We start from the raw sequence: 22,619 nt of genomic DNA on the forward strand, positions 1-22,619 counted from the left end.
CCTCCGTACCGGGTACTACCGGGCCCGCGCCAGGAAGAGGTCGCTGAAGCGCTCCGTGGCGACACCGCCGTGGGCGTCCAGCACCCGGGCAGTGTCCGCCAGGACGCGCTCGCGCCGGTCGGACGGCAGCACGCGATAGGTCGTCAGCGAGGCCAGGTACCCGAGGTAGCTCTCGGTGTCGTAGTGGCAGTCCTGACGGAAGCGCACCGACCGCAGGTCGGTGAAGCGTCCGTCGCTCCGGCACTCCGCCTCCGGCCAACCGCCGTGCAGGCCGCCCCAGTTCCCCGGCACATCACCGAAGTCGGCCGCCCGGACGCTGTGCGGCGTGCCGGCCAGACCGTGCCGGCGGTCGACCTCCGCCAGTGCGGCGTGCAGCCCGGCGTCGCGGACGCCCTGCGGGTTCCAGAACAGGGCCACCGCGCCGCCCGGGGCGAGGGCGCCGTGGACGAGGTCCCAGCGCCGCGCCGGGTCCACCCAGTGCCAGGACGTCGCGGCGAGGACCAACCCGAACCGGCGGTCGTCCGGGCACAGCTCCTCGAACGGGCCCACCTGGACCTGCACCCCCGGGTGGCGCGCGGTGTTGCGGCGCAGCACCTCCGCCATGCGAGCGTCCGGCTCGATGCACAGCAGCGGAATGCCGCCCCCGGCGAACGGCACGGTGGCCTTGCCCGTCCCCGCACCGATCTCCAGCGCCGCCCGGCCGCCGAGCGCCGCGTACGCCAGCACCTCCGCGACCAGCTCGTCCGAGTAGCCCGGCCTGGCGGCGTCGTAGAGCTCGGCAACCTCGCCGAACACCTGGCTGCGCGTCATGTCGACCTTGCCCTCGGCAGTCATGGCCACCCCTCGCTCCCCCGTCGGCAGGACGCTCAGCCTACGTGTCGGATCGGGGGCGGCGGGGCCGATCGCGGTCCCGGTCGCGGTCGAAGCGGTCCTGGGCGGCGAGGACGGCGTCGCCGTGCTCTGCGGCCCAGGCACCCAGGGCACTGATCGGGCCGATCAGGGCGCGGCCGGGCCCTGTCAGGGCGTAGTCCACCCGGGGCGGGGCCTCGGCGTAACGGCGGCGCTCCACCAGTCCGTTGCACTCCAGCCGTCGCAGGGCCTCGTTGAGCACCTTAGGGCTGATGCCGCCGATCCGGGTCAGCATGGCACGGGGCCGCATCGGGCCCTGCTCGCCGAGGACGTACACCACCACACTGTCCCAGCGGTTGGCGATCACCTCGAAGGCGATCCTGGCCCGGCAGTCCGCCGCGAACACGTCCCCGCCCATGTCGTCGTCCGGCTCTCCCACGGGTGACATCCTGCCCGGCCGACACACACCGGGCGGTGTGCATCGACCCGCCTAGCGTCCAGGGACACGCCGCCGTCGGAGCGGCGCACGGCGAGGAGGAGCGGACGATGCGGATCGGCATTCTCGGTACGGGTGCGATGGCGACGGCCCTGGGCGGAGCCTGGGTGCGGGCCGGGCACGAGGTCCTGGTGGGCGGGCGTGACCGCAGGGCGGCGGCCCGGACGGCGGCCGTGGCGGGCACCGCCCGGCACGGCGGCCTGACGGAAGCGGCCGGCTTCGGCGAGGCCGTCCTGGTGGCACTGCCCGCCGAGGCCGCACCGCAGGTGGTGGAGGGACTGGCCCGGACCCTCGCCGGGCGCACGCTGCTGGACTGCACGGTGCCGATGGCGCCCGGCTCCGCAGGACCGGTGCTGACCACGGCCGGCGGACGGGACTCCGTCGCGGCCCGCCTCACGGCGGCAGCCCCGGACGCCCGGGTGGCGAAGGCCTTCGGCATCTGCCACGAGAGCATCTGGACACTGCCACGGCCTGAGTTCGACGGTGCGGCGCTGGCGGTCCCGTACTGCACGGACGCCCCGGCCGCCGCCGGCCTGACCGCGGACCTGATCGGTTCGATGGGCTGCACCCCGCTGCCCTGCGGCGGCCTGGACCGGGCTGCCCTGCTGGAAGCCACCGCGGTTTTCGCCATCGGCATCTGGTGGTCCGGCGCCGAGACCCGCCACGCCTTCCCCGCCCCGGCCCTGGCCCCCGGCGCCGTGGACGACGAGCCGTAGGGGACCCGTTCAGGGGCGGCAACATCGGCAAGCCACGACCAGTACAGCGGCCCACATCCCGATTGCGCAGTTCTCCCCAGCCTTCGGCCGGGAGGTGCCCCCACGGGCCCCTGGTGGATGCCCACCAGGTCCAAGCACAACCGGCATTCGCCCGGCTCGAACGGGTCACCCCCAGGGGCGCGGGGAACTACGCGGCCGGAAACGGGCGTCACGGCAGCACGGGCCGATCCGTGGTCCCACATCCCGATTGCGCAGTTCTCCCCGGCCTTCGGCCGGGAGGTGCCCCCACGCGCCCCTTGTGCGGCGCACCGTCAGAGCAGGTCGAGGCCCGGGTAGAGCGGGAAGCCGGCAAGCAGGTCGGTGGCGCGCTTGGCCACGGTGTCGCGGATCCGGGCGTCCAGGACGTACTGGGCCTTGGAGGGGGTGCCGGCGGCGGTGGCGGCGGGGGTGGTGCCGCGCAGGACGGTGTCGATCAGGTCGGCGATCTCGTCCATTTCGGCGGTGCCGAGGCCGCGGGTGGTGAGGGCCGGGGTGCCGATCCGGACGCCGGAGGTGTACCAGGCACCGTTGGGGTCGTTCGGGACGGCGTTGCGGTTGGTGACGACGCCGGAGTCCAGCAGGGCGGCCTCGGCCTGGCGGCCGGTCAGGCCGTAGCCGGAGACGTCGGCCAGCACCAGGTGGTTGTCGGTGCCGCCGGTGACGAGGGTGGCGCCGCGGCGCAGCAGGCCGTCGGCGAGGGCGCGGGCGTTGTCCACCACGCGCTGCGCGTAGTCGCGGAATTCGGGGCGGCGGGCCTCGGCGAGGGCGACGGCCTTGGCGGCCATCACGTGCGAGAGCGGGCCGCCGAGGACCATCGGGCAGCCGCGGTCGACGTGCTCGGCCAGTTCGGAGGTGCACAGCACCATGCCGCCGCGCGGGCCGCGGAGCGACTTGTGGGTGGTGGTGGTGACGATCTGGGCGTGCTGCACCGGGTCGAAGTCGCCGGTGAGGACCTTGCCCGCGACCAGGCCGGCGAAGTGCGCCATGTCGACCATGAGGGTGGCGCCGACCTCGTCGGCGATCTCCCGCATCAGGCGGAAGTTGACCAGCCGCGGGTAGGCGGAGTAGCCGGCGACCAGGATCAGCGGGCGGAACTCGCGCGCGGTGGCGCGCAGCGCGTCGTAGTCGATCAGGCCGGTGGCCGGGTCGGTGCCGTAGCTGCGCTGGTCGAACATCTTGCCGGAGATGTTGGGGCGGAAGCCGTGGGTGAGGTGGCCGCCGGTGTCCAGGGACATGCCGAGCAGCCGCTGGTTGCCGAGTTCGCGGCGCAGTTCGGCCCAGTCCTGCTCGGTGAGGTCGTTGACCTGGCGGACCCCGGCGCGGCGCAGCGCGGGGCTCTCCACCCGCTGGGAGAGGACGGCCCAGAAGGCGACCAGGTTGGCGTCGATGCCGGAGTGCGGCTGGACGTAGGCGTGTTCGGCGCCGAACAGTTCGCGGGCGTGTTCGGCGGCGAGTGCCTCGACGGTGTCGACGTTGCGGCAGCCGGCGTAGAAGCGGCGGCCGACGGTGCCCTCGGCGTACTTGTCGCTGAACCAGTTGCCCATGGCCAGCAGCACGGCCGGGGAGGCGTAGTTCTCGCTGGCGATCAGCTTGAGGGAGGCCCGCTGGTCCTCGATCTCGGCGCCGATGGCGTCGGCGACGCGGGGTTCGACGGCGCGGACGGTGTCGATGGCGGTGCGGAAGGCGGTGCCCGCGGTGGGGTCGACCTGGGTGTGGGGCGCGGACGGGATGCCGGGCGTGGCCAAGGCGGTCTCCTCGTGACGATTCGAACGGCCCAGGCGCACGGCGACAGCGTGAGACACGGAGCCGCTCCCCGATGGTCGAGTCCATCCCTGCGCGCCAGTCACGGCTCACCGGGAGCGTACCAACCGTGACCGGCCGTCGGCACCGGGGCCCGTCCCGCGGACGGGCGTGCCGGGCGAACCCCGCGGGAAGGGCGCTCCGGGGCCCGTGCACCGGGCGGTGTACCCGGTGTCCGTGGCGCGTTCGCAGATCCGCTCGGTCCTGACGATCGCGGCGATCGGCGGCGCGCTGCCGTGGGAGGATGCCTGCGGGGCTGTTGACCAGGGTGTTCGTCCGGCACGGCGGCGGCCGCCGGCGTCCATGGGTGCGCCGTGCGGTGCCGCGGGCGGGCGGCGCGGCTGTCCGGCCCCGCAGCTCGTGCCCGCGGAGGAAGGCCGGACATGACGACCCGACGTGAACGCTGGGAGCGCCGCACCCAGGCCCCGCTGATCGGACTCTCGGTGCTGTTCGCCGTCGCGTACGCGGTGCCGGTGCTCGCGCCCGGGGCACCGGAGTGGGTGATCGGTGGGGCGGCCTGGGCGGAGTGGGCGGTGTGGGCCGCGTTCGCGCTGGACTACGCGACGCGACTGGTGCTGGCCGAGGACCGCTGGCAGTTCGTCCGGCACAGCCCGCTCGACCTGGCCTCGGTGCTGCTGCCGCTGGTGCAGCCGCTGCGCCTGCTGCGGCTGGTGTCGACGCTGCTGCTGGCCGGGCAGCGGGTCCGGATGGCCTCGCAGGTGCGGCTGACGACGTACGTGGCGGGGGTGGTGCTGGGGCTGCTGGTGTTCGGCTCGCTGGCCGTGCTGGAGATCGAGCGGGCCTCCCCGACCGCGACCATCCGCACCCTGGAGGACGCGCTCTGGTGGTCCTTCACCACCATGACCACCGTCGGGTACGGCGATCTGACGCCGACCACCGGGCTGGGGCGGCTGCTGGCGGTGGCGCTGATGCTGTCGGGGATCGCCCTGCTGGGTGTGGTGACGGCCAACATCGCGGCGTGGTTCGTGTCCCGTTTCGAGGCGGAGGACCGGATCGACCACCTGAACCACCGGGCGATCCAGGACCTGACCGCGGAGGTCCGCGAACTGCGCCGCCAGGTCGCGGAGCTCCAGCAGCAGACCGAGCCGGGCGGGCAGGCGGAGCACGTCCCGAGCGCCTGACCGGGGGTCGTCCAGGGGCACGCGGTGCACCCGTGAACTGTGATCTGCACCACAGCGGCGCGGCGGCGTGCCGGCCGGTTGCGGGGGCTGCGCCCGTCTGGTGCGTGCAGCGACGAGCCCGCGGCCGCGCCGCCGCCGCACACCGCTCGCGGACCGCCGCAACCCCGCGGCCCCGTTCGCCGTCCGTATCGGCAACCCCTCCAAAGCGCCGCCCGGCGGCCCGTGCACCGCCCAGCGGAATGCGTTGTCCGCGGGTGGCGCTAGGTTTCCGACATCACCGCGGACGGGGTGTTCGAACCCCCGGTCGACTGCGGGGGTTTCTGACGACATGTCGAGCACGAGGTGGGGACTGCCATGGGTTGGCTGGCGGCGGGCGACGGGTACGAGGTCGCCCTGGTGGAGGGCAGGGTGACGGCGCGGGCAACCGCCGGGCGCTCCGCCGGGAAGCAGCTGAAGACGCTGCCGAAGGCGGTGCGCGAGCACCCCGAGGTGGACCGGCTGCGCCGGTTCGTCACCTGGCTGGACCGCCACGCCGAGTCCTGCCGGCAGCAGGTCGACGCCTGGATGGTGTCCTCGCTGCCGGTGCCGACCGGCGTGCTCGCCCGGGTCTGGCCGGACGAGACCTGGCAGGCGGCGCTGCGCGACCTGGTGGTCGTCGGCGACGGCGAGGACGAGGTCGGCTTCCTGCGCGACGCGACCGCCGACGGCGAGCTGCGGCTGGTGGACCTGGACGGCGAGACCGTCCGGATCTCCCCGGCCACGGTGACCCTGCCGCACCCCGTGCTGCTGGAGGACCTGGAGGACCTGCGGGAGTTCGCGGCCGAACTGGGCGTCGTCCAGGGCGTGGACCAGATCCACCGGGCGGTCTTCGCGAAGCCCGCCGAGGTGGCGGAGAAGGCCACCGAGGTCAAGGAGTTCACCGGCGGCAAGTTCTCCCGCTTCGGCCTGGCGGCCCGCGCGGGATCGCTCGGCTACCGGGTCTCCGGCGGCTATGCGACCACCCGGGTGCGCGACGGCGGGCGGACGGTCGAGCCCGCGGTGTGGATCGGCGAGCAGTACTGGAACGACGGTGCGCAGACCGGCTCGCTCTGCTGGCGGGACGGCGAGGGCCGGCTGCTGACCCTGCCCGAGGTCGGCCCGGTCGCCTGGTCGGAGGGGATGCGGATGGCCGCCGCGCTGTACGCGGGCCGCACGGTCGAGAAGGGCACGAACGCATGAGCAAGGACAAGGACACGGGGGCTGGTACGGCGATGGCGACGACCGAGGCACAGGCCGCCGAACTGCTGCAGGCGGGCGCCGTACTGCCGCCCGGCACCCGGGGCGCCGGCGAGCAGGCCGTACCGCTGACCGCGCGCAGCTACCGCCACCCCGGCCTGGACGGGCGGGTCGTGGTCCGGCTCGTTCCGGAGGAGCTCGGCGAGGCCGAGGACCTGGTGGCCGGCTTCCTCGGTCTGGAGCCGGACGGCGACCCGGTCGAGGTCGGTGTCGGCCAGCGCCAGTCGCTGGGCTTCCCCGAGTGGGTGCTCGCGCACCACCCGGAGGACGGGCACCACGCGCTGGCGATCGTCCCGGAGATGGAGCGGGTCGCCAAGCTCGCCTCCACCAAGCCGAAGGCCGCCCTGGAGGCCTACCTCAAGCTCGGCGAGCAGCTGGCCGAGGCCGTGCCGCACTTCCTGCCGACCTTCTTCGAGCAGGCCGGCCGGGTCTTCCTCGGCGTCGAGAACACCCAGTTCGCCTCCCAGCTGTTCACCCGGGCCCGCAAGGCGGAGGCCCAGCACGGCCTGGCGCTGGACGAACTGCGCACCGACGCGGTGTTCCTGGAGTTCGCGCTGGCCGGCGCACTGCCCGTCAAGGTGCTCTCCGGGTACGCCAAGGAGCTGACCGCCCGGGTCAGCGCCCAGGAGGCCTTCGACCGGTTCCGCCTGCTCTGCGTGCGCCGCACCGCCGGCGGCGTGGAGCCGTCCGCCCAGATGGCCACCGACCTGCGCCGGCTCGCCCGCGCCGCCGGCGCGGACCCGGAGGCCGCCGAGGCCGACTACCTCGCCGAGCTGCTCACCCTGCCGGCCACGCTGCGCGCCGCCACCGGCTGGTGGACCCGCCACCGCGACGCGCTGGTGGCGCTCGGCCGGCGCGACCCGGCCGAGCGAGGCAAGCTGCTCGACCTGATGCCGACCGGCTGGGAGCTGGAGCTGCCCGGCCTGTGGCTGGGCATCCTCGAGGAGTCCGGCGCGACCGCCGGCCTCGCCGACGCCGACCTGCCCGCGGAGCAGCGCCCTTCGGACGGCACCGCCGGATGGTTCGGCCGCTTCCTCGCCTGGCGCGGCAGCCGCTGGAACGTCCGCGCCGAGATACCCGTGCTCTACCCGCTCGTCGACCGGATCGCCGAGCGGCTGCGCACCGAGCACGCGGAGGCCGGCACGGCCGTCCCGGTCACCGACGCGGACGTCGACCTGCTCGACCAGCTGCTGGCGCTCGGCGTGCCGGTGGCCGACCCGGGCGAGAACACCGTGCTGCGGCTGGAGTCCTGGGCGCACGGGAACGACCGTCGCGACCTGGTCGCCCTGGCGGCCGACCCGCGGTTCCGCAAGGCGTTCCGGCTCGGCGCCCACCGGATCAACGACAACACCGAGGGCCGGCGCACCTTCGGGCTGCTGACCCGCTCGCCCGGCGGCCGGCCGCTGCTCGCCGAGTGGATGGCCGAGGTCGCCCGGCAGCCGCTCGCCGCCGGCCTGCCCGAGATCCCGAACGCCTTCCACAAGCTGAGCTGGCTGCCCGGTGAGGTCCTGGTGCTCGCCGAGGACGAGGTCCGCACCGCCGCCGACACCGACGTGGCCTCGGTGCTGGCACGCGCCCTGCGGGCCGGCCTGCTGGACGAGCTCGGCTGGCCGGCCTGGGACGAGGCCGCCGCCGACCTCGTCCCCCGCAAGGACGTCGACGAGATCGTCATCGCCGACGCCTGGCCGCACCTGATCGCGGCCGGCCCCTCGCAGGCCCGGGTGCTCTCCGCCGACGGCACCGAGCTCAGCCACGACCTGCGCGTCCCCGCCGGCGACTCGTCGGAGGCCGGCTACCACTACGTGGACGGCTCGCTGCTCGTCCAGTGGCAGTCCAAGGCGCAGAACAACCGGACGGTCGGCTACTGGCACACCGCCGCCGACCAGGTGTTCACCATGCCGGAGAACACCGGCCGGCGCGGCACCCGCACCTACTGGCTCGGCTCGATGACCACCCACAGCCTGCCGCTGCCCGGCGGCGGCAGCACCTCCGGCCACGGCACCGTGCACGCCGGCGACACCGCCCTGCCCGCCGAGCGCACCGTCCTCTCCGACGGCCGGTCGTTCTGGGTGTGGGCCGACCCGGGCGGCGACGCCCCGTACACCTGGCACGAGTACGACCCGGCGACCAACACCGTCGGCCGCGCCTCCTCCCCGGCCTTCCTCGCCGACGCCCTGCGCGACGCCCCGGCGGGCAGCACCCTCGAGAGCGGCTGGGTGCGGCCGGCGCCGACCACCGTGCCCTCCCCCGCCGGCGCGCCGGTCGACGGCGTCATCGGCTGGCGCACCGTCCTCCTGCCGGACGGCTCGCGGCGCGGCGAGGACCTCGCCGGAGGCACCGTCACCGTGCCCGCGCGCCAGGGCAGCCCGCTGCGGATCGTGCAGTTCCCCGGCGCGGACCGGCCGCAGGCCGTCGTCCGGGACGGCAGCTACGGCATCCGGCTGGTCGACGCCGACGGCGTGACCACCGCCACCGCCCGCACCGACGCCGCCCCCGGCGCCTTCGCCGAGGGCACGCTGATCCTGCCGCCGCTGCGCTACTGGCACTGCCTGCAGCCGCGCGACCCGCAGGGCTCCGCGGCGCTGCGCCATCTGGACGACGAGACCGCCGCCGCCCTGCTCAAGGCTGCCGACGAGGCCGACCCGCAGCACCCCGAGGAACTGCCGGCCGCGGTTCGCGCACTGCTGCCGGAGATCACCTCCGACGCGCTGGCCGCCGGCATCGCCGGCACGGTCCGCTTCGCGCTCGGCCCGCTGAAGCGGCTGCGCGAGGTCACCGCCCGCCTGGACCAGGAGCTCTCCGGCGACGCCCCCGTCGTCGAGGAGGCGCCCGGCCCCGGCGACCAGGAGCTGCAGACCGCCATCAGCGGTCTCGGCGCGGTCGGCTACTGGTACAACGTGCAGGGGAGCCGCTACGCCGCCGAGCAGCTGCACTTCCTGGCCAAGGCGGCCGCCGCGGACGCCGAGGCCGCGCCCGCGGGCAGCGTGCACCCGGACGGGGCCAACCTGCCGACCACGCGGATCACCTGGGAGGTGATGCCGGCGCTGCCCGCCGCGGCCGCGCTGCGGGCGGTGTCCGCCACCTCCGCCGCCGAGGACCGTGCCGCGCTGCGCGGCCTGTTCGAGGGCCTCGCCGGGATCGACCTCGCCGACACCGCCGGCACCGCGCACTGGCGCAGCCTCCGGCTGCACCTGGCGGCCCACCACCTGACCGCGCACAACGGCTCGGTCCGCAGCGGTGACCGCAACACGCTGCTCCCGCTGGGCGGCGGCGCGTTCCTGATGTTCGTCGACAACACCGTCGCGACCAACGGGGACACCGAGTCGACCGTCCTCTTCCACGACCCGGCCGGCGCCTTCGCGGTGCCCGCGCCGTACACCGTGCTGTCCTCCGAGCCGCTCGCCGGCGCGGCCGCGGACGACCGGGCGGCCGCCGCCCTGGCGTACGCCGCCGACCGCGAGCCGGCCCCGTGGTTCCCGGAGGCCGCCGCCCGGTTCGCCGAGCTCACCGGCGTCACCGTCACCATGGCCTCCCTGGTGGTGTCCGGCATGCCGCGGATCGAGGCCTGGGAGCGGAACTTCCTGCCCACCGAGACCCGCGCGATGCTCGGCCTCAAGGTCGCGGACGCCGCGGTCGCCCGGGACGAGCTGCGCGGCCTCGACGCCGGGACCCGCCGCCGGGTGCTCGCCGCGCTGGTGCCGGCCGACCCGGCCCTGCTGTGGACCGAGGGCCCGGACGTGGCGGCCGCCGCCGCGGTGTGGAACGAGCTGGTCGGCCCCCGGGTCGCCGTCCCGGAGGCGCTGCTGGCCGAGGCCGTCCGCGCGGTGCGCACCGACTGGGGCGCCCGCCAGGCGCTGGCCGGTGTGCTGGACCCGGCCCGGGCCAAGGAGCTCACCGAGGACCTGGCCTGGACGGTCCGCAACGACCGGGTGGTGCCGGTCGAGGGCTCCGGCGGCGGCTTCACCGCGGCCACCCTGGTCGGCGCGGTCGCGATGAGCAGCTGGCTGGCCCACCGCCTGCCGGCCGGCGACCCGCTGCGGGCCGCGCTGCCGGCCGCGCTCGCCGCCGTCCGCGCCCGGCTCGCCCACCCCGAGCTGATGCTCGACCTGGGCCGGTACGTGAGCCTGCCGCAGTTCCGCAAGGTCGCGGGCGCGCCGATCGAGGTCGGCGAGGGCTACGAGCGGTGGGGCGCGGTCGTCATGGCCACCTACGACGACCAGCCCGCCCCCGGCATCCGGACGGCGCTGCTCGACGCGGCCGGCGAGGACCCGCACCTGCCCGCGCTGCGGGAGAACGGCGCCGAGCCGTTCCCCGCCGAGGCCGCCCTGCGGACGGCCCGCTCGGCCGGCTTCGAGGCCCTGCTCGGCGACCCGGGCGAGCCCGCGGCCGGCGAGCGCGGCAAGGACGGCACCTGGTGGCCGCAGGACCCGTCGCGCTCGGTGCCCGACCTGGTCGAGGCCGCCTGCGAGAAGCACGGACTCGGCGCGGACGCCGCCGCGCTCTACCTGATGCTGCTGGCCATGCCCGACCCGACCGACCGCAACACCTCCCGCTGGACGGGCTGGCGGCCGGCCCGGATCAAGGCCGCCCGGGCCGAACTCGCGGCGACCGACCTGGTGGTGCAGGCCACCCGGGCCCGCGCCGGGCGCACGCTCTTCCTGCCCGGCGGCTGGACGGAGCAGCGCAGCCCGCACCTGCCGCTGGAGACCTGGAAGCTCCCGCTGTTCGGCGGCGGCTCCACCGCGCTGGGCGTGCTGATGCCCGCCGAGCCCGCGGCCGAGCTGTACCGCCGGGCCTGGCAGCGCCTGCTCGACGGCGACCTGCCGCGCTTCCAGCAGCTGAAGGCGCCCAAGGCGCGCCGCGGCCGGCGCCGCTGACGGAGCACCGGGCACCCGGGGGTGCGGCACCAGTGCCGCACCAGGCAACTGGCCGCACCCCCTGCCCCGCCACATCCCCATCCCTGGACCGAAGGACCGAACCTATGACCCCGACGACCGATCAGACGGCCCCGCAGGCCCGGCAGATCCTGCCGGCCGAGGAGCGGTACGCCGCCGAACTCGCCTTCCTCGCCGCCCACGACGAGGGCCCCCGCCCGCCCGGCTGGGCGCTCACCCCGAGCGCCGTGGTCACCTTCGTGTGCGGCAGCGACGGCGAGGCCCTCACCCTGCCGCCGAAGCGCCGCCAGGACGGCGCCCTGCCCGCCAAGCTGGTCATCGCCCCGAAGTTCGTCGGCGAGCGCGCCCTGGTGGAGCGCTGCGTCGTCACCCTCGCGGGCGAGCGCGGCCTGCTGCTCGTCGGCGAGCCCGGCACCGCCAAGTCGATGCTCTCCGAGCTGCTGTCCGCCGCGGTCAGCGGCACCAGCGAGCTCACCGTGCAGGGCACCGCCGGCACCACCGAGGACGCCTTCCGCTACGGCTGGAACTACGCGCTGCTGCTCGCCCAGGGCCCCACCCCGCAGGCGCTGGTCGCCTCGCCGGTGATGACCGCGATGCGCAGCGGCAAGGTCGCCCGGATCGAGGAGGTCACCCGCTGCCTGCCCGAGGTGCAGGACGCGCTGGTGTCGATCCTCTCCGACCGCCGGGTCAGCGTGCCCGAGCTCGCCGGCACCGCGGACGCCACCGTCGCCGCCGTGCCCGGATTCACCGTGATCGCCACCGCCAACCTGCGCGACCGGGGCGTCTCCGAGATGTCCGCCGCCCTCAAGCGCCGCTTCAACTTCGAGACGGTCCACCCGATCGCCGACGCCGACGCCGAGACCGAGCTGGTCCGCACCCAGGCGACCGCGGCCGTGCAGCGCGCCGGCGCCGCCTTCGGCGTCGACGACTCCGTGCTCGACGTGCTCGTCACCGTCTTCCGGGACCTGCGCACCGGCCGCTCCGCCGAGGGCTGGGACGTCGAGCGCCCGGGCACCGTGATGTCCACCGCCGAGGCCGTGCACGTCGCCGCCTCGCTCGGCCTGGCCCGCGCCTACCTGCCCGGCGGCGACGTCCTCGACCTGGTCCCGGGGCACCTGCTCGGCGCCGTCCGCAAGGACGACCCGGCCGACCACGGCCGCCTGCTCGGCTACTGGGACGGCCCGGTGCGCCGCCGCGCCGAGGACGGCTCCGCGATGTGGCGCCGCCTGTGGGACCTGCGGGAGAACCTGCGGTGACCGACCCCCGTACCACTGAGGACACCGCCGACCCGCGGGAGGCCGTGGAGGCGCTCGCCGCCTCCGCGGAGCCCTACCTGATCGGCGTGCGGCACCACAGCCCGGCCCTGGCCGCGGTGGTGCCCGCACTGCTCGACAAGGCCGACCCGCAGGTGGTCTGCGTGGAGCTGCCGACCGACTTCCAGCGGTGGCTGCCGCACCTCGCCGACCCCGGCACCGTCGCCCCCGTCGCCCTGGCCGGGGCGGACGGCGACGGCCGGCTCGGCTTCTACCCGTTCGCCGACTTCTCGCCCGAGCTCGCCGCGATCCGCTGGGCCCGCGAGCACGGCGTCGAGGTGCGCTGCTGCGACCTGCCGATGGCCGACCGGGACTGGGAGTCGGCGCCCGCGCCGGACTCCGCCCCTGCCCGCGCCGCCGGCACCGCGTACGCGGACGCCCTGGAGGCGGCCGGCACCGGCCGCGACGGCGACGACCTGTGGGACCGCTCCGTCGAGGTGCGCGCCCCCGGCAGCGAGCCGGAGGCCGTGCGCCGCGCCGCCCTCGCCGTCGGCTGGGCGCTGCGCCGGGACGCGGCCGAGCGCGGCGGCGTGCCCGCCCGCGACCTCGCCCGCGAGGCCCACATGCGCAAGGCGATCGCCGAGGCCGCCGCCGGCGGCCGCCGGGTCGCCGCGGTCGTCGGCGCCTTCCACGGGCCCGCACTGCCCGCAGGTCCGTTCGCCGACACCGTCGACGACGTGGCGGCCCCGGCACCCGCCGAGGGCGGCCCGGTCACCTCGCTCGTCCCCTACACCTTCGGCCTGCTCGACGCCCGCTCCGGCTACCCGGCGGGCATCCGCGACCCCCGCTGGCAGCAGCAGGTGCTGGCCGCGCAGGGCGACCCGGACGGGGTGCAGGAGGCCGCCGCCCGGGCGATCACCGACATCTGCCGGGAGCTGCGCGCCGCCGGCCACCCCGCCGGCACCGGCGAGGCCGCCGAGACCCTGCGCCTCGCCTGCGACCTCGCCCGGCTGCGCAACCTCCCGGCCCCCGGCCGCGGCGAGCTGCTGGAGGCGGTCACCGCCGTGCTCGGCCAGGGCGAACCGCTCGGCCGCGGCCGGGCCCTCGCCAAGGCCCTGGAGGCCGTCCTGGTCGGCGCCGACCGCGGCCGGCTCGCCCCCGGCACCCCGCGCTCGGGCCTCGGCCCGTCCGTGGAGGCGGAACTCGCCGAGCTGCGCCTGCCCTGCCCGGACGACCCGGACTCCCGCGAGCTGCGCCTCGACCCGCAGCGCTCCCCGCTGGACCGGCGCCGCGAGGTGCTGCTGCAGCGCCTCGCCGTCTGCGGCATCGACTACGGCAAGCCGCTCGAGGTGGCCGGCACCGGCGACGCGACCGCGCTGACCACCCGCTGGCGGATGTCCTGGACGCCGTCCACCGCCGCCCGGCTCGACCTGGCCGGCGTGCGCGGCGTCACCGCCGAACTCGCCGCCGCCGGCACCCTCCGGGAGACCGCGCGCCACCAGGCCGCGGACGGCGGCCCGACCTGCCGCCAGGTGCTGAAGGGGCTGCGCGCCGCCGCCGGCTGCGACCTGCCCGGCCTCGTCGCCGAACGGCTCACCGAGGCCGGGGAGCTGCTGCCCGCCTCCGCGACCCTGCCCGAACTCCTCGACGCGCTGGACCTGTTGGAGGCGCTGCGGCTCTCCCACCTGCCCGGCACCACCGAGCAGAGCCGGGCACAGGCCGCCGAGCTGGCCGTCGTCCTGCTGGACGCCGCCGTCCGCGGCCTGCCCGGCCTGGCCGGCAGCGAGGACCCGGCGGACGCCGCCGCCCTGGTCGCCCTCGCCACCCGGGCCGGCGACCACCGGCTCGGCCTGCGCATGGACGACGCCCTCGCCGACCTCGCCCGGACGGGCTCCCCGCTCGTCCAGGGCGCGGCCCTGGCCGCCCGCGTCCTGCTCGACCTGGACACCGCGGACCGCCTCGGCGCCCGCGCCGCCGGCTGGGTCGACGCCGCCGCCGACGCCGAGGGGCGCCGCCGGCTCGCCCGGCTGCTCACCGGCCTGCTCACCGCAGGCGGCCCGCTGCTGCAGTACGCGCCGGACGCGCTCGACCCGCTGATGGGGCGCATCGACGCCCTGCCGGACCGGGGCTTCCTGGATCGGCTGCCCGCCCTGCGGGCCGGCTTCGACGCACTCAGCCCGGCCGGGCGCGGCCGACTCCTGGACACCGTCACCGAACGGCTCGGCGAGCGCCTCGACCTGACGCTCGCCGCTCCCGCCGAGCTGATCGCCCTGTGGGCGGCGGCGGACACCGCCGCCGCCGAGGCCCTCGCGGCCCTCGGCCTGCCCGGCACCGGGCCCGGCGCTGCCGGAACGGACACCCCCGGGGCCGGGCCCGACGCCCCCGGGACCGAGCCCGGCACCGCCGGGGCCCGGCCGGAGGCCGCGCAACCCGCGGGCGGCGACGCCGCACCGGACCGGCTCTCGCCGACCGACCGCTGGCGCCTGCTGCTCGGCCGCGAGCCCGAGCGCCTTCCCGAGGGCGCCCGACGCTACGCGCACGCCCTGGACGAGCTGTACGGCGCCGGGCGCGGCGAGGGTGCCGCCGACCTCGACGCCGGCTCCGGCAGCGGCGGCGGCGGCGGCCAGGAGGCCTCCTTCCCCACCGCCCGCGAGTGGTCGGAGGAGCTGGAGGCGCTCTTCGGCGCCGACGTCCGCGAGGAGGTGCTCGCCGCCGCCGCGGACACCGGTCGCACCGACGTGCTCGCCGAGATCGACCCGTCGGCCGTCCGCCCGTCGATGGAGCTGCTGACCTCCGTCCTCAACCTGGCCGGCGGCATGCCCGAGCACCAGCTCGACAAGCTGCGCCCGCTGGTGCGCCGCCTGGTCGACGAACTCGCCCGCGAGCTCGCCACCCGGCTGCGCCCGGCCATGACCGGCCTGGCCACCCCGCGGCCGACCCGCCGCCCCGGCGGCCGGATCGATCTGCCGCGCACCCTGCGGGCCAACCTGGCCCACACCCGCCGGCTCGAGGACGGCCGGACGGTCGTGGTGCCCGAGCAGCCGGTGTTCAGCACCCGCTCCCGGCGGGAGGCCGACTGGCGGCTGATCCTGGTGGTCGACGTGTCCGGGTCGATGGAGGCCTCGGTCATCTGGTCCGCCCTGACCGCGGCGGTGCTGGGCGGCGTGCCGACCCTCTCCACCCACTTCCTGGCCTTCTCCACCCAGGTCGCCGACCTGACCGACAAGGTCTCCGACCCGCTGTCGCTGCTGCTGGAGGTCAAGGTCGGCGGCGGCACCCACATCGGCGCCGCGCTCGCCCACGCGCGGTCGCTGGTGACCGTGCCCAGCCGCACCCTCGTCGTGGTCGTCAGCGACTTCGAGGAGGGCTACCCGCTCGGCGGCCTGCTCGGCGAGGTCCGCGCGCTGGCCTCCTCCGGGGTGCACCTGATGGGCTGCGCGGCGCTCGACGACACCGGCACGCCGCGCTACTCGGTGCCCGTCGCCCGGCAGCTCGTCGCCGCCGGCATGCCGGTGGCCGCCCTCAGCCCGCTCGCCCTCGCCCGCTGGGTCGGCGACCGCCTCCGCGGAGGCACCCGATGACCGAAGGACAGGCGATGACCGCTGCCGACGAGCTCCGACTGCCCCCCGTCGCACCCGAGGTGCTGGCGGCGGCCGTGGAGTCCCTGACGTCCCGTCTGCGCAAGAAGCTCGACGCCACCGTGGAGCAGTACGCCGCACTGCCCCTGGCCCCCGGGCCCGACGGTGCGGGGGTGAGCGTCCGGTGCGGCGAGGACACCGTGGTGACCCTGCTGCCCGGCCCGGCCGGCACGGTGGCCGAGGAGGGCCAGGCGCAGTGCAGCTGCCTGCTGGCACCGCGCTGCCTGCACCGGGCGGCCGTGCTGGGCTGCTGCCCGATCGCCGACCCGCCGGCCGCCGGGGCCGCCCCGCAGGCCGAGAGCGCCGAGGCCGAGGGCGGTGCGCCCGCGGCCGAGGAGGCCGCCGGGCAGGCGCCGGCTGCCGCGGAGCCGCCCGCGCCCGCCCGGCCGACCCCCGCCCAGGTGAGGGCGGCCGACGACCTGTGGACGGCCGCGGCGGCCGTCCTCGCGGCCGGGGTGCCGGCCGCCGGGGCCGTCCCGCAGGCCGAACTGCTGCGGGCCGCGCACACCGCGCGGCTGGCCGACCTGCACCGGGCCGAGGCCGCCGCGCTGCGGGTGGTGCGCGGCCTGCGCGGCGCCCGTGCCCGCTACAGCAGCCACCGCACCGCCGACCTGGCCGCCGCACTGCGCGAACTCCTGCTCACCACCGCCCTGTTGCGCTCCGGCCCGGCCGACCCGGCGCTGCTCGGCACGGCCCGCCGCGCCTACAAGCCGGGCGGTGCGCTGCGGGTGCACGGCGTGTTCCGCGAGCCGGTGCTCACCGCCACCGGCTACGGCGGCGTGGTGACCCACCTGGTCACCGAGGACGGCCGCTGGCTGTCGGTCGCCGACATCAAGCCGGGCGGCCCCGCCCGGGCCCGCGGTGCCGGCACCGCCCCCGTCTCGGTGGGGTCGGCCGCCCTCGACCACGCCGGGCTGTCCCGCGGCGGCCTGCTGGTCTCCGGCGCGACCGTCTCCGCGGACGGCAGGCTCGGTTCCGGCCGCGGCGTCCGGGCCAACCCGGTGGCCGGACTGGGCTGGGGCTCGGGCCCGGTGGCCTCGCTGTTCTCCCGGCCGCTGGCCGAGTCCGCCGCCGACCGGCTCGCCGACGGCCCGCTCGCCGACCCGGAGCAGACCGAGCGGCTGCGCCGGCCGGTCGGCTGCGACCTGGTCGTCCTCGGCGCGGAGGCCGACTGCCTGCTCGCCCGCGAACTGGACCGGGAGACGGGCGCGCCGCACGGCCCGCTCGTCCGGCTGGTGGCGGCCAACCGCCACCCCGACCTGGCGCACACCGCCAACCTCGCCCGGCTGGCCGCCCACCCGGGCCTGCGGGTGCGGGTGCTCGGCCGGGTCGAGCCGGACCGGGCCGCCACCCTGCGTCCGCTGGCGGTCGCCCCCGTCCCGGGGGCGTCGGCCACGCTGAAGCTGCCGCCGGAGTGGCAGGGCCACGCGGACCTCGGCTACGACCTGCTGCAGGGCGCCAACTTCCCGTCCGCGGAGGAACTGGCCGCCGACGGGCCGGTGGTCGCCGCGGAGCCCGACCCGCTGGACGGCTCCCCGCTGTGGCGGGTCCGCCGCCAGGTGGAGCTCGCCGTCTCCGGCGGGCGGCGCGCGGTCGCCGAGTCCGCCCGCAGCGGCGGCGCCCGGACGGATGCCGCGGCACTGCGCCGCACCGGCTTCCGTACCGCCGCGGAGCTCACCACCGCCCTGGCGGAGGAGGCCGACCGGAGGCAGCGCGACGTGTTCGGGCGGCTCGGCGAGGCCAGCGCCGACCGGTACGCGGAGCGCTGGCTCGCCGCCGCCGTCCACCTCACCGGCGCCGAACGGGAGCTCGTCCGGGCCACCTGGCGCAGCCGCGAGGCCGGCTGATCCACGCCGCGGCGGTGCCCCGGCCCGGGGCACCGCCGCAGCCGTCCGCATCCGAACGGCCACCCGTGCACCGCCCCGCCTGCGGCGGCGTACCGGGCGGACGCCCCGGTGCGGGCGTAGATTGAGGCCTCCTGGAGATCCCGACCGAGGAGCCGAGTGGAACCGCCGGCTGTGGACTACGGGGCGGCGTTCCGGGCCACGCCCAGCCCCATGCTCGTCCTGACCCCGGGCCTGGTCATGGCGGACGCCAACGACGCCTACCTGCGCGTTACCGGGCGCAGCCGCGGGGAGCTCGTCGGCCGGGCGCTGTTCGACGTCTTCCCCGGCGACCCGGACGACGGCGACGACACCGGTGCCGGCCTGCTGCGGGCCTCACTGGACCGGGTGCTGGCCACCCGGAAGGCCGACAGCATGCCGATGCAGAAGTACGGCGTCGACCGGACCGACCTCCCCGGGGTGTTCGAGGCGCGGTACTGGAGCACGCTCAACACGCCGGTGCTCGGCGAGGACGGCGAGGTGGTGCTGATCGTGCACCGGGTGGAGGAGGTGACGGCACTCGTACGGCAGCTCGTGGAGCTGCACGACGGCGCCGTTCCGATGGGCCTCACCCGGGAGGACCGGATGGCCGCGGACCTGTTCGCCCGCGCCCAGGAGCTCGCCGACCTCAACGAGGAGCTGCGAGGCGCCCACGACCGGCAGCGCGAGGTCGCACTGAGCCTGCAGCAGGCGATGCTGCCTGCCGTGCCGCCCGCGCTCCGCGCGGTCGCGGCCGTGCGCTACCGGCCGGCCACGCAGTCGCTCAACGTCTGCGGCGACTGGTACGACCTGGTCGAGCTCGACCGGCAGCTGCTCGGGGTGGCAGTGGGCGACGTCGTGGGCCACGGCCTGGAGGCGGCCGGTGTCATGGGCCAGCTGCACAGTGCGCTCAACGCCGCGCTGCGCGCCACCCGGCAGCCCGCGCAGGCGCTGAAGACCCTCGCCCGTTTCGCGGCCACCGTCGAGGGTGCCCTGTCCACGACGGCCGTGCAGACCATCGTGGACCGGTCCTCCCGGTCCGTTCGCTACAGCAGCGCCGGGCATCCGCCGCCGGTCCTCGTCGAGGCGGACGGCTCCGTGACCCTGCTGGACGGGGCGACCGACCCGCCGCTCGGCGCCTGGGACTCGGCCACGCCACGCTCCGAGGCAGCCGTCCCGTACCGGCCGGGGGCGACGCTGCTGCTCTACACCGACGGGCTGATCGAGCGGCGCGGCGAGGACATCGACGTCGGCCTGGAGCGGCTCGCCTCCGCCGCGGTCCTGCACCGCGGCCTGGGCCCGGAGGAGCTCGCGGACGCCCTGCTGGCCGACCTCGGCACCGACCACCGGGGCACCGACGACGTCGCCCTGGTGGCCCTCCGGCTGTGAACGGCGACGGACGCACGAACCGTGTCCAGCGGGTGCGGGCGGGCGGCTCCCGGGGGAGGCTGGTTTCTCCAACCGAGGTCAATCAGTCCACGAAGGGACGACAGCGTGGCCACCGACTACGACGCCCCGCGCAAGGGCGACGACGAGGGCTCCGAGGAGAGCATCGAGGAGCTGAAGGCCCACCGCTCCGAGCGGGCGGACGGCAAGGTCGACGTCGACGAGTTCGACGCGGCCGAGGGGCTCGAGCTGCCGGGCGCGGACCTGTCGGGCGAGGAACTGACCGTCCAGGTCCTGCCGAAGCAGCAGGACGAATTCACCTGCGGGACGTGCTTCATGGTGCGGCACCGCAGCCAGCTCGCCGGCGAGGACGCCAACGGGCAGCCGATCTGCAAGGAGTGCGCCTCCTGACGCACGGAGTGCAGCACCGCACAGGGTGCACCACAGGGGGCGCGTGGGGGTACCCCACGCGCCCCCTGTGAGGCATCCGTCACCGGGGGTGCCGGTCGCCGAGGATGCCCAGGAGGATGCGGACGAGTTCGGCGACCACCTGGTCGAGGGTTGCGTCCACCCAGCCCTCGGCCCAGTCGTGGAGCAGGCCGTTGACCCCGCCGATGAAGGCTGCGGCGGCCAGCCGGTAGTCCCGCGGCGCCGCCTCCCCCCGCTCGACGGCGGCCGCGGCCTCCGCGCAGAGCAGGTCGACCCAGCGGGCCCGGCGGGCCAGCCGCTGTTCCTCGAGTCGCGGGCTGACGCCGATGATCTCGACGAAGGTGATCCGCAGTCGGCGCGGGTCGCCGGTGACGTCTGCGGCGTAGGCGCCGAAGACGGCGACGGCGCGCTCGGCGACCGGCAGGCCGCCGGCGGTGGCGAGGGCGGCGAGGGCCGCCTCCTCGGCCCAGTCGTTGACCTGGAGGTGGAGTGCGGCCAGCACGTCCTCCAGGGTGCGGAACTCCTCGTAGAACTGACGGCTCGACAGCCCGGCCGCCTCGCAGAGGGCGGCGACCGTGGTGTTGCGGTAGCCGGGCTCGCCGCCGAAGAGCTGCAGTCCGGCGTCGAGGAAGCGGCGGCGGCGCTCGGCCTGCCGCTCCTCGGCGGACCTGCCCCCGTACCGCCCGGTCGGCTGCTTCAGTCTGCCTGCCACCCTGGCCCCCTTCTTCGACGGTGCCTCAGTTTCCCGTGTCCGGTGTCTTGTCGGGACGCCCGGCCGTCGTTACTTTCAAGTAGCAAATCTGAACGTGCACGTTTTCAGACCTCCAGGACCACCGCCGCCGGCGGCCACCGCCGGCCCCCGCCCCGGCCCGCTCCCGGAAGGAACGACGATGCCCGCACCCGTTCGGCCCGCCCTCTCCCCCGTCCGCCGCCGTCCCCGTTCCCGCAGCCTGACCCGGCGCGCGCTGCTCGCCGTCTGCGCCGCCCTCGCCCTGGCGGCGGGCGGCCCGGCCACCGCCGGGGCCGCACCGCAGACGGCCGCCGCGGGCGCGTCCGGGCTGCGCGAGGTGCTCTTCGTCGGCAACAACTGGGACGGCACCGCCGACGTGGTGGAGTCCTCCGGCGCGCTCGCCCGGATCGGCCGGATCGACGTCGTCCCGGACAAGGACCAGCGGCTCGCCGAGATCTACCTCAACCCGGTGAAGCTCGCCTACTTCCTGGGCGTCAGGCTCGGCCCCGGCGAGGGCCACGACCAGTTCGTCGACGACATGTACTCCACGCCGGACGGCTCCGCCGTGGTGGTCTCCCGCCCCAGCTTCGCCGACGTGGTGTCGATCGACCTCGCCACCGGCCGGACCAACTGGCGCTTCCCGGTGTCCGGTTACCGCTCCGACCACATGGCGCTCTCCCCCGACGGCACCCGGGTCGCGGTCTCCGCCTCCACCTCCAACACCGTGCACGTCCTGGACATCCGGACGGGCCGCCAGGTCGGCTCGTTCCGCACCGGCGACAAGCCGCACGAGAACGTCTTCACCGACGGCGGCACCCGGATCTGGAACATGGCGATCGGCGAGGTCACCACCGCCCTGGACGCGCCCTGGCTGGACTGGACGAAGGGCGACCGGCACATCACCGTGGTCGACGCGCAGACCTTCCGCGAGGTGCGGACCATCGACATGCGGGACCGCCTGGACGCGATCGGCCGCAAGGACCTCTCCGACGCCGTCCGCCCCGTCGCCTTCAGCCCGGACGGCTCGATGCTCTACTTCCAGGTGTCCTTCTTCAACGGGCTCCTCGAGTACGACGTCGCGGCCGACCGGATCACCCGGGTCACCGACCTGCCGGCCAACCCGGCGACCGACCCGGACCGCACCACCTGGGTCAACGACTCCCGCCACCACGGCCTGGCGATGAGCCCCGACGGCACCAGGCTGTGCGTCGCCGGGACGATGGACGACTACGCGACGGTCGTGGACCGGTCCACCCTGAAGGCCGGTCGGCTCGTCGCCGCCTCGAAGCCGTACTGGGCGACCGTCAGCGGGGACGGCGCGTCCTGCGTCATCTCGGAGAGCGGCGCCGACCGGATCACCGCGATCGACTTCGCCACCGGCCGGAAGGTCGCCTCCACCCCGGTCGGCGACCACCCGCAGCGCGTCCGCCTCGGCCGTGTCGCCGCCGGCTGGACGTCCCCGGCCGGCGGCTGAGACCGGCCGCACCGGTCAGCGGGCCTCGCGGGGAAGGGCACGGTGGCCGCGCCAGGCCTCGACGGCCTCGGCGCGGGTGCCGGCCGGGTGCTCGGCGTGCCAGGCGCGCAGGAAGCGGTTGAACTCGAACTGCGCGCCCACCTCCTGCGGGGCGGCCGCCTGCTCGCGGGTGGCGTGCCAGTGCCGGACGGCGTCGGCGAGCGTGCGGCCGGCGTTCTCCGCGACGAAGGAGCGCATCGCGGCGTCGAAGTGGAAGCCGGGGCCGATCTGCTCGGTGAACCAGGCCCGCAGCACCTGGCTGCAGCGCTGCCCCTCGGGGATGACGGTGTCCCCGTCGACGGGTGCGGCGAGCTGCCGGCCCGGCCGGGGCCGCGGCGCCGGGGCGGCCGGCAGCGGGCGGCCGTCGAGCCTGGCGGCGAGCCGTTCGGTGAGCGCCGCCTTGCCGCCGCCGCGGGGCACGCCGGTCTCGCGCGCCAGTGCGGTGAGCTCGTCCAGCGTCCAGTACCAGCGCAGCAGTTCGGCGCCGGTCAGCGCCGCGGTCGGCGCCGGCCTGGCCTCGGCCGGGCCCTCCGCGGTGCTCGCGTCGCCGTTCGTCGGGTCCCCGTTCACCGGGCCATTCTGCCCGGGTGGCAGTG

At 76.3% G+C, this 22,619-nt stretch carries 15 protein-coding genes and 1 riboswitch; of the genes, 10 read left to right on the plus strand and 5 right to left on the minus strand.

Translation table 11 applies throughout. The features are described 5' to 3' along the window. Positions 1-15 precede the first annotated feature (15 nt). Together ACQ614_RS04515 and ACQ614_RS04520 are read right to left on the minus strand one after the other, a co-directional pair. On the minus strand, positions 16-834 hold the full coding sequence (locus ACQ614_RS04515; RefSeq protein WP_431683821.1) for a class I SAM-dependent methyltransferase: 819 nt from the start codon (positions 832-834) through the stop codon (positions 16-18). A 37-nt stretch (positions 835-871) separates the two neighbouring features. Further along, a complete protein-coding gene (locus ACQ614_RS04520; protein WP_431676852.1) occupies positions 872-1,297 on the minus strand; it encodes a winged helix-turn-helix transcriptional regulator in 426 nt (141 codons plus the stop codon). 98 nt (positions 1,298-1,395) lie between these two features. Between ACQ614_RS04520 and ACQ614_RS04525 the strand changes: the two genes are divergently transcribed. Beyond that, a complete protein-coding gene (locus ACQ614_RS04525; RefSeq protein ID WP_431676853.1) occupies positions 1,396-2,061 on the plus strand; it encodes an NADPH-dependent F420 reductase in 666 nt (221 codons plus the stop codon). Between the two features lie 311 nt (positions 2,062-2,372). On the opposite strand, the gene ACQ614_RS04530 is transcribed toward ACQ614_RS04525, so the two are convergent. Further along, on the minus strand, positions 2,373-3,845 hold the full coding sequence (locus ACQ614_RS04530; RefSeq protein ID WP_431676854.1) for a glycine hydroxymethyltransferase: 1,473 nt from the start codon (positions 3,843-3,845) through the stop codon (positions 2,373-2,375). A 20-nt stretch (positions 3,846-3,865) separates the two neighbouring features. Then, a riboswitch (ZMP/ZTP riboswitch) is annotated at positions 3,866-3,957 on the minus strand. 326 nt (positions 3,958-4,283) lie between these two features. Between ACQ614_RS04530 and ACQ614_RS04535 the strand changes: the two genes are divergently transcribed. The 8 genes from ACQ614_RS04535 (at position 4,284) to ACQ614_RS04570 (ending at position 19,762) form a co-directional block, all read left to right on the plus strand. Beyond that, a complete protein-coding gene (locus ACQ614_RS04535) occupies positions 4,284-5,042 on the plus strand; it encodes an ion channel (RefSeq protein ID WP_431676855.1) in 759 nt (252 codons plus the stop codon). A 354-nt stretch (positions 5,043-5,396) separates the two neighbouring features. Further along, complete coding sequence (locus ACQ614_RS04540) at positions 5,397-6,260, plus strand: DUF4132 domain-containing protein (RefSeq protein ID WP_431676856.1); 864 nt, start codon at positions 5,397-5,399, stop codon at positions 6,258-6,260. Next, positions 6,257-11,194: a DNA-binding protein gene (locus ACQ614_RS04545; protein WP_431676857.1), complete on the plus strand. Its 4,938-nt coding sequence runs from the start codon at positions 6,257-6,259 to the stop codon at positions 11,192-11,194. Before ACQ614_RS04540 ends, ACQ614_RS04545 begins: the two co-directional genes overlap by 4 nt. A gap of 104 nt (positions 11,195-11,298) precedes the next feature. Further along, the gene (locus ACQ614_RS04550; RefSeq protein ID WP_431676858.1) at positions 11,299-12,468 is read left to right on the plus strand and encodes an ATP-binding protein; all 1,170 of its coding nucleotides are present in this window, start codon (positions 11,299-11,301) and stop codon (positions 12,466-12,468) included. Beyond that, positions 12,465-16,046: a vWA domain-containing protein gene (locus ACQ614_RS04555; RefSeq protein ID WP_431676859.1), complete on the plus strand. Its 3,582-nt coding sequence runs from the start codon at positions 12,465-12,467 to the stop codon at positions 16,044-16,046. The genes ACQ614_RS04550 and ACQ614_RS04555 overlap by 4 nt, the downstream gene beginning before the upstream one ends. Then, a complete protein-coding gene (locus tag ACQ614_RS04560; RefSeq protein WP_431676860.1) occupies positions 16,043-17,950 on the plus strand; it encodes a hypothetical protein in 1,908 nt (635 codons plus the stop codon). The genes ACQ614_RS04555 and ACQ614_RS04560 overlap by 4 nt, the downstream gene beginning before the upstream one ends. Before the next feature lie 156 nt (positions 17,951-18,106). Continuing rightward, the gene (locus tag ACQ614_RS04565) at positions 18,107-19,354 is read left to right on the plus strand and encodes a PP2C family protein-serine/threonine phosphatase (protein WP_431676861.1); all 1,248 of its coding nucleotides are present in this window, start codon (positions 18,107-18,109) and stop codon (positions 19,352-19,354) included. 105 nt (positions 19,355-19,459) lie between these two features. After that, positions 19,460-19,762, plus strand: a complete 303-nt coding sequence (locus ACQ614_RS04570) for a DUF4193 domain-containing protein (protein ID WP_431676862.1) — start codon at positions 19,460-19,462, stop codon at positions 19,760-19,762. A gap of 79 nt (positions 19,763-19,841) precedes the next feature. Here ACQ614_RS04570 and ACQ614_RS04575 read toward each other — a convergent pair whose 3' ends face one another. Next, positions 19,842-20,492 carry a TetR/AcrR family transcriptional regulator gene (locus tag ACQ614_RS04575; protein WP_431676863.1) on the minus strand — a complete coding sequence of 217 codons (651 nt, stop codon included), beginning with the start codon at positions 20,490-20,492 and terminating at the stop codon, positions 19,842-19,844. A 178-nt stretch (positions 20,493-20,670) separates the two neighbouring features. On the opposite strand from ACQ614_RS04575, the gene ACQ614_RS04580 reads away from it, so the two are divergent. Further along, on the plus strand, positions 20,671-21,984 hold the full coding sequence (locus ACQ614_RS04580) for a YncE family protein (RefSeq protein WP_431676864.1): 1,314 nt from the start codon (positions 20,671-20,673) through the stop codon (positions 21,982-21,984). A gap of 15 nt (positions 21,985-21,999) precedes the next feature. Here ACQ614_RS04580 and ACQ614_RS04585 read toward each other — a convergent pair whose 3' ends face one another. After that, positions 22,000-22,593, minus strand: coding sequence for a DUF6434 domain-containing protein (locus ACQ614_RS04585; protein ID WP_431676865.1), 594 nt, complete (start codon positions 22,591-22,593; stop codon positions 22,000-22,002). Positions 22,594-22,619: the final 26 nt, after the last annotated feature.

It is taken from the genome of Kitasatospora dryopteridis, assembly GCF_050749075.1.
Classification (GTDB): Bacteria; Actinomycetota; Actinomycetes; order Streptomycetales; family Streptomycetaceae; genus Kitasatospora.

Bases quoted from the DNA above. Each gene is read 5' to 3' on its own strand.
- ACQ614_RS04540 (WP_431676856.1), top strand. From the start codon at position 5,397: ATGGGTTGGCTGGCGGCGGGCGACGGGTACGAGGTCGCCCTGGTGGAG.
- ACQ614_RS04535 (WP_431676855.1), top strand. From the start codon at position 4,284: ATGACGACCCGACGTGAACGCTGGGAGCGCCGCACCCAGGCCCCGCTG.
- ACQ614_RS04545 (WP_431676857.1), top strand. From the start codon at position 6,257: ATGAGCAAGGACAAGGACACGGGGGCTGGTACGGCGATGGCGACGACC.
- ACQ614_RS04560 (WP_431676860.1), top strand. From the start codon at position 16,043: ATGACCGAAGGACAGGCGATGACCGCTGCCGACGAGCTCCGACTGCCC.
- ACQ614_RS04525 (WP_431676853.1), top strand. From the start codon at position 1,396: ATGCGGATCGGCATTCTCGGTACGGGTGCGATGGCGACGGCCCTGGGC.
- ACQ614_RS04515 (WP_431683821.1), bottom strand. From the start codon at position 834: ATGACTGCCGAGGGCAAGGTCGACATGACGCGCAGCCAGGTGTTCGGC.
- ACQ614_RS04550 (WP_431676858.1), top strand. From the start codon at position 11,299: ATGACCCCGACGACCGATCAGACGGCCCCGCAGGCCCGGCAGATCCTG.
- ACQ614_RS04520 (WP_431676852.1), bottom strand. From the start codon at position 1,297: ATGTCACCCGTGGGAGAGCCGGACGACGACATGGGCGGGGACGTGTTC.
- ACQ614_RS04580 (WP_431676864.1), top strand. From the start codon at position 20,671: ATGCCCGCACCCGTTCGGCCCGCCCTCTCCCCCGTCCGCCGCCGTCCC.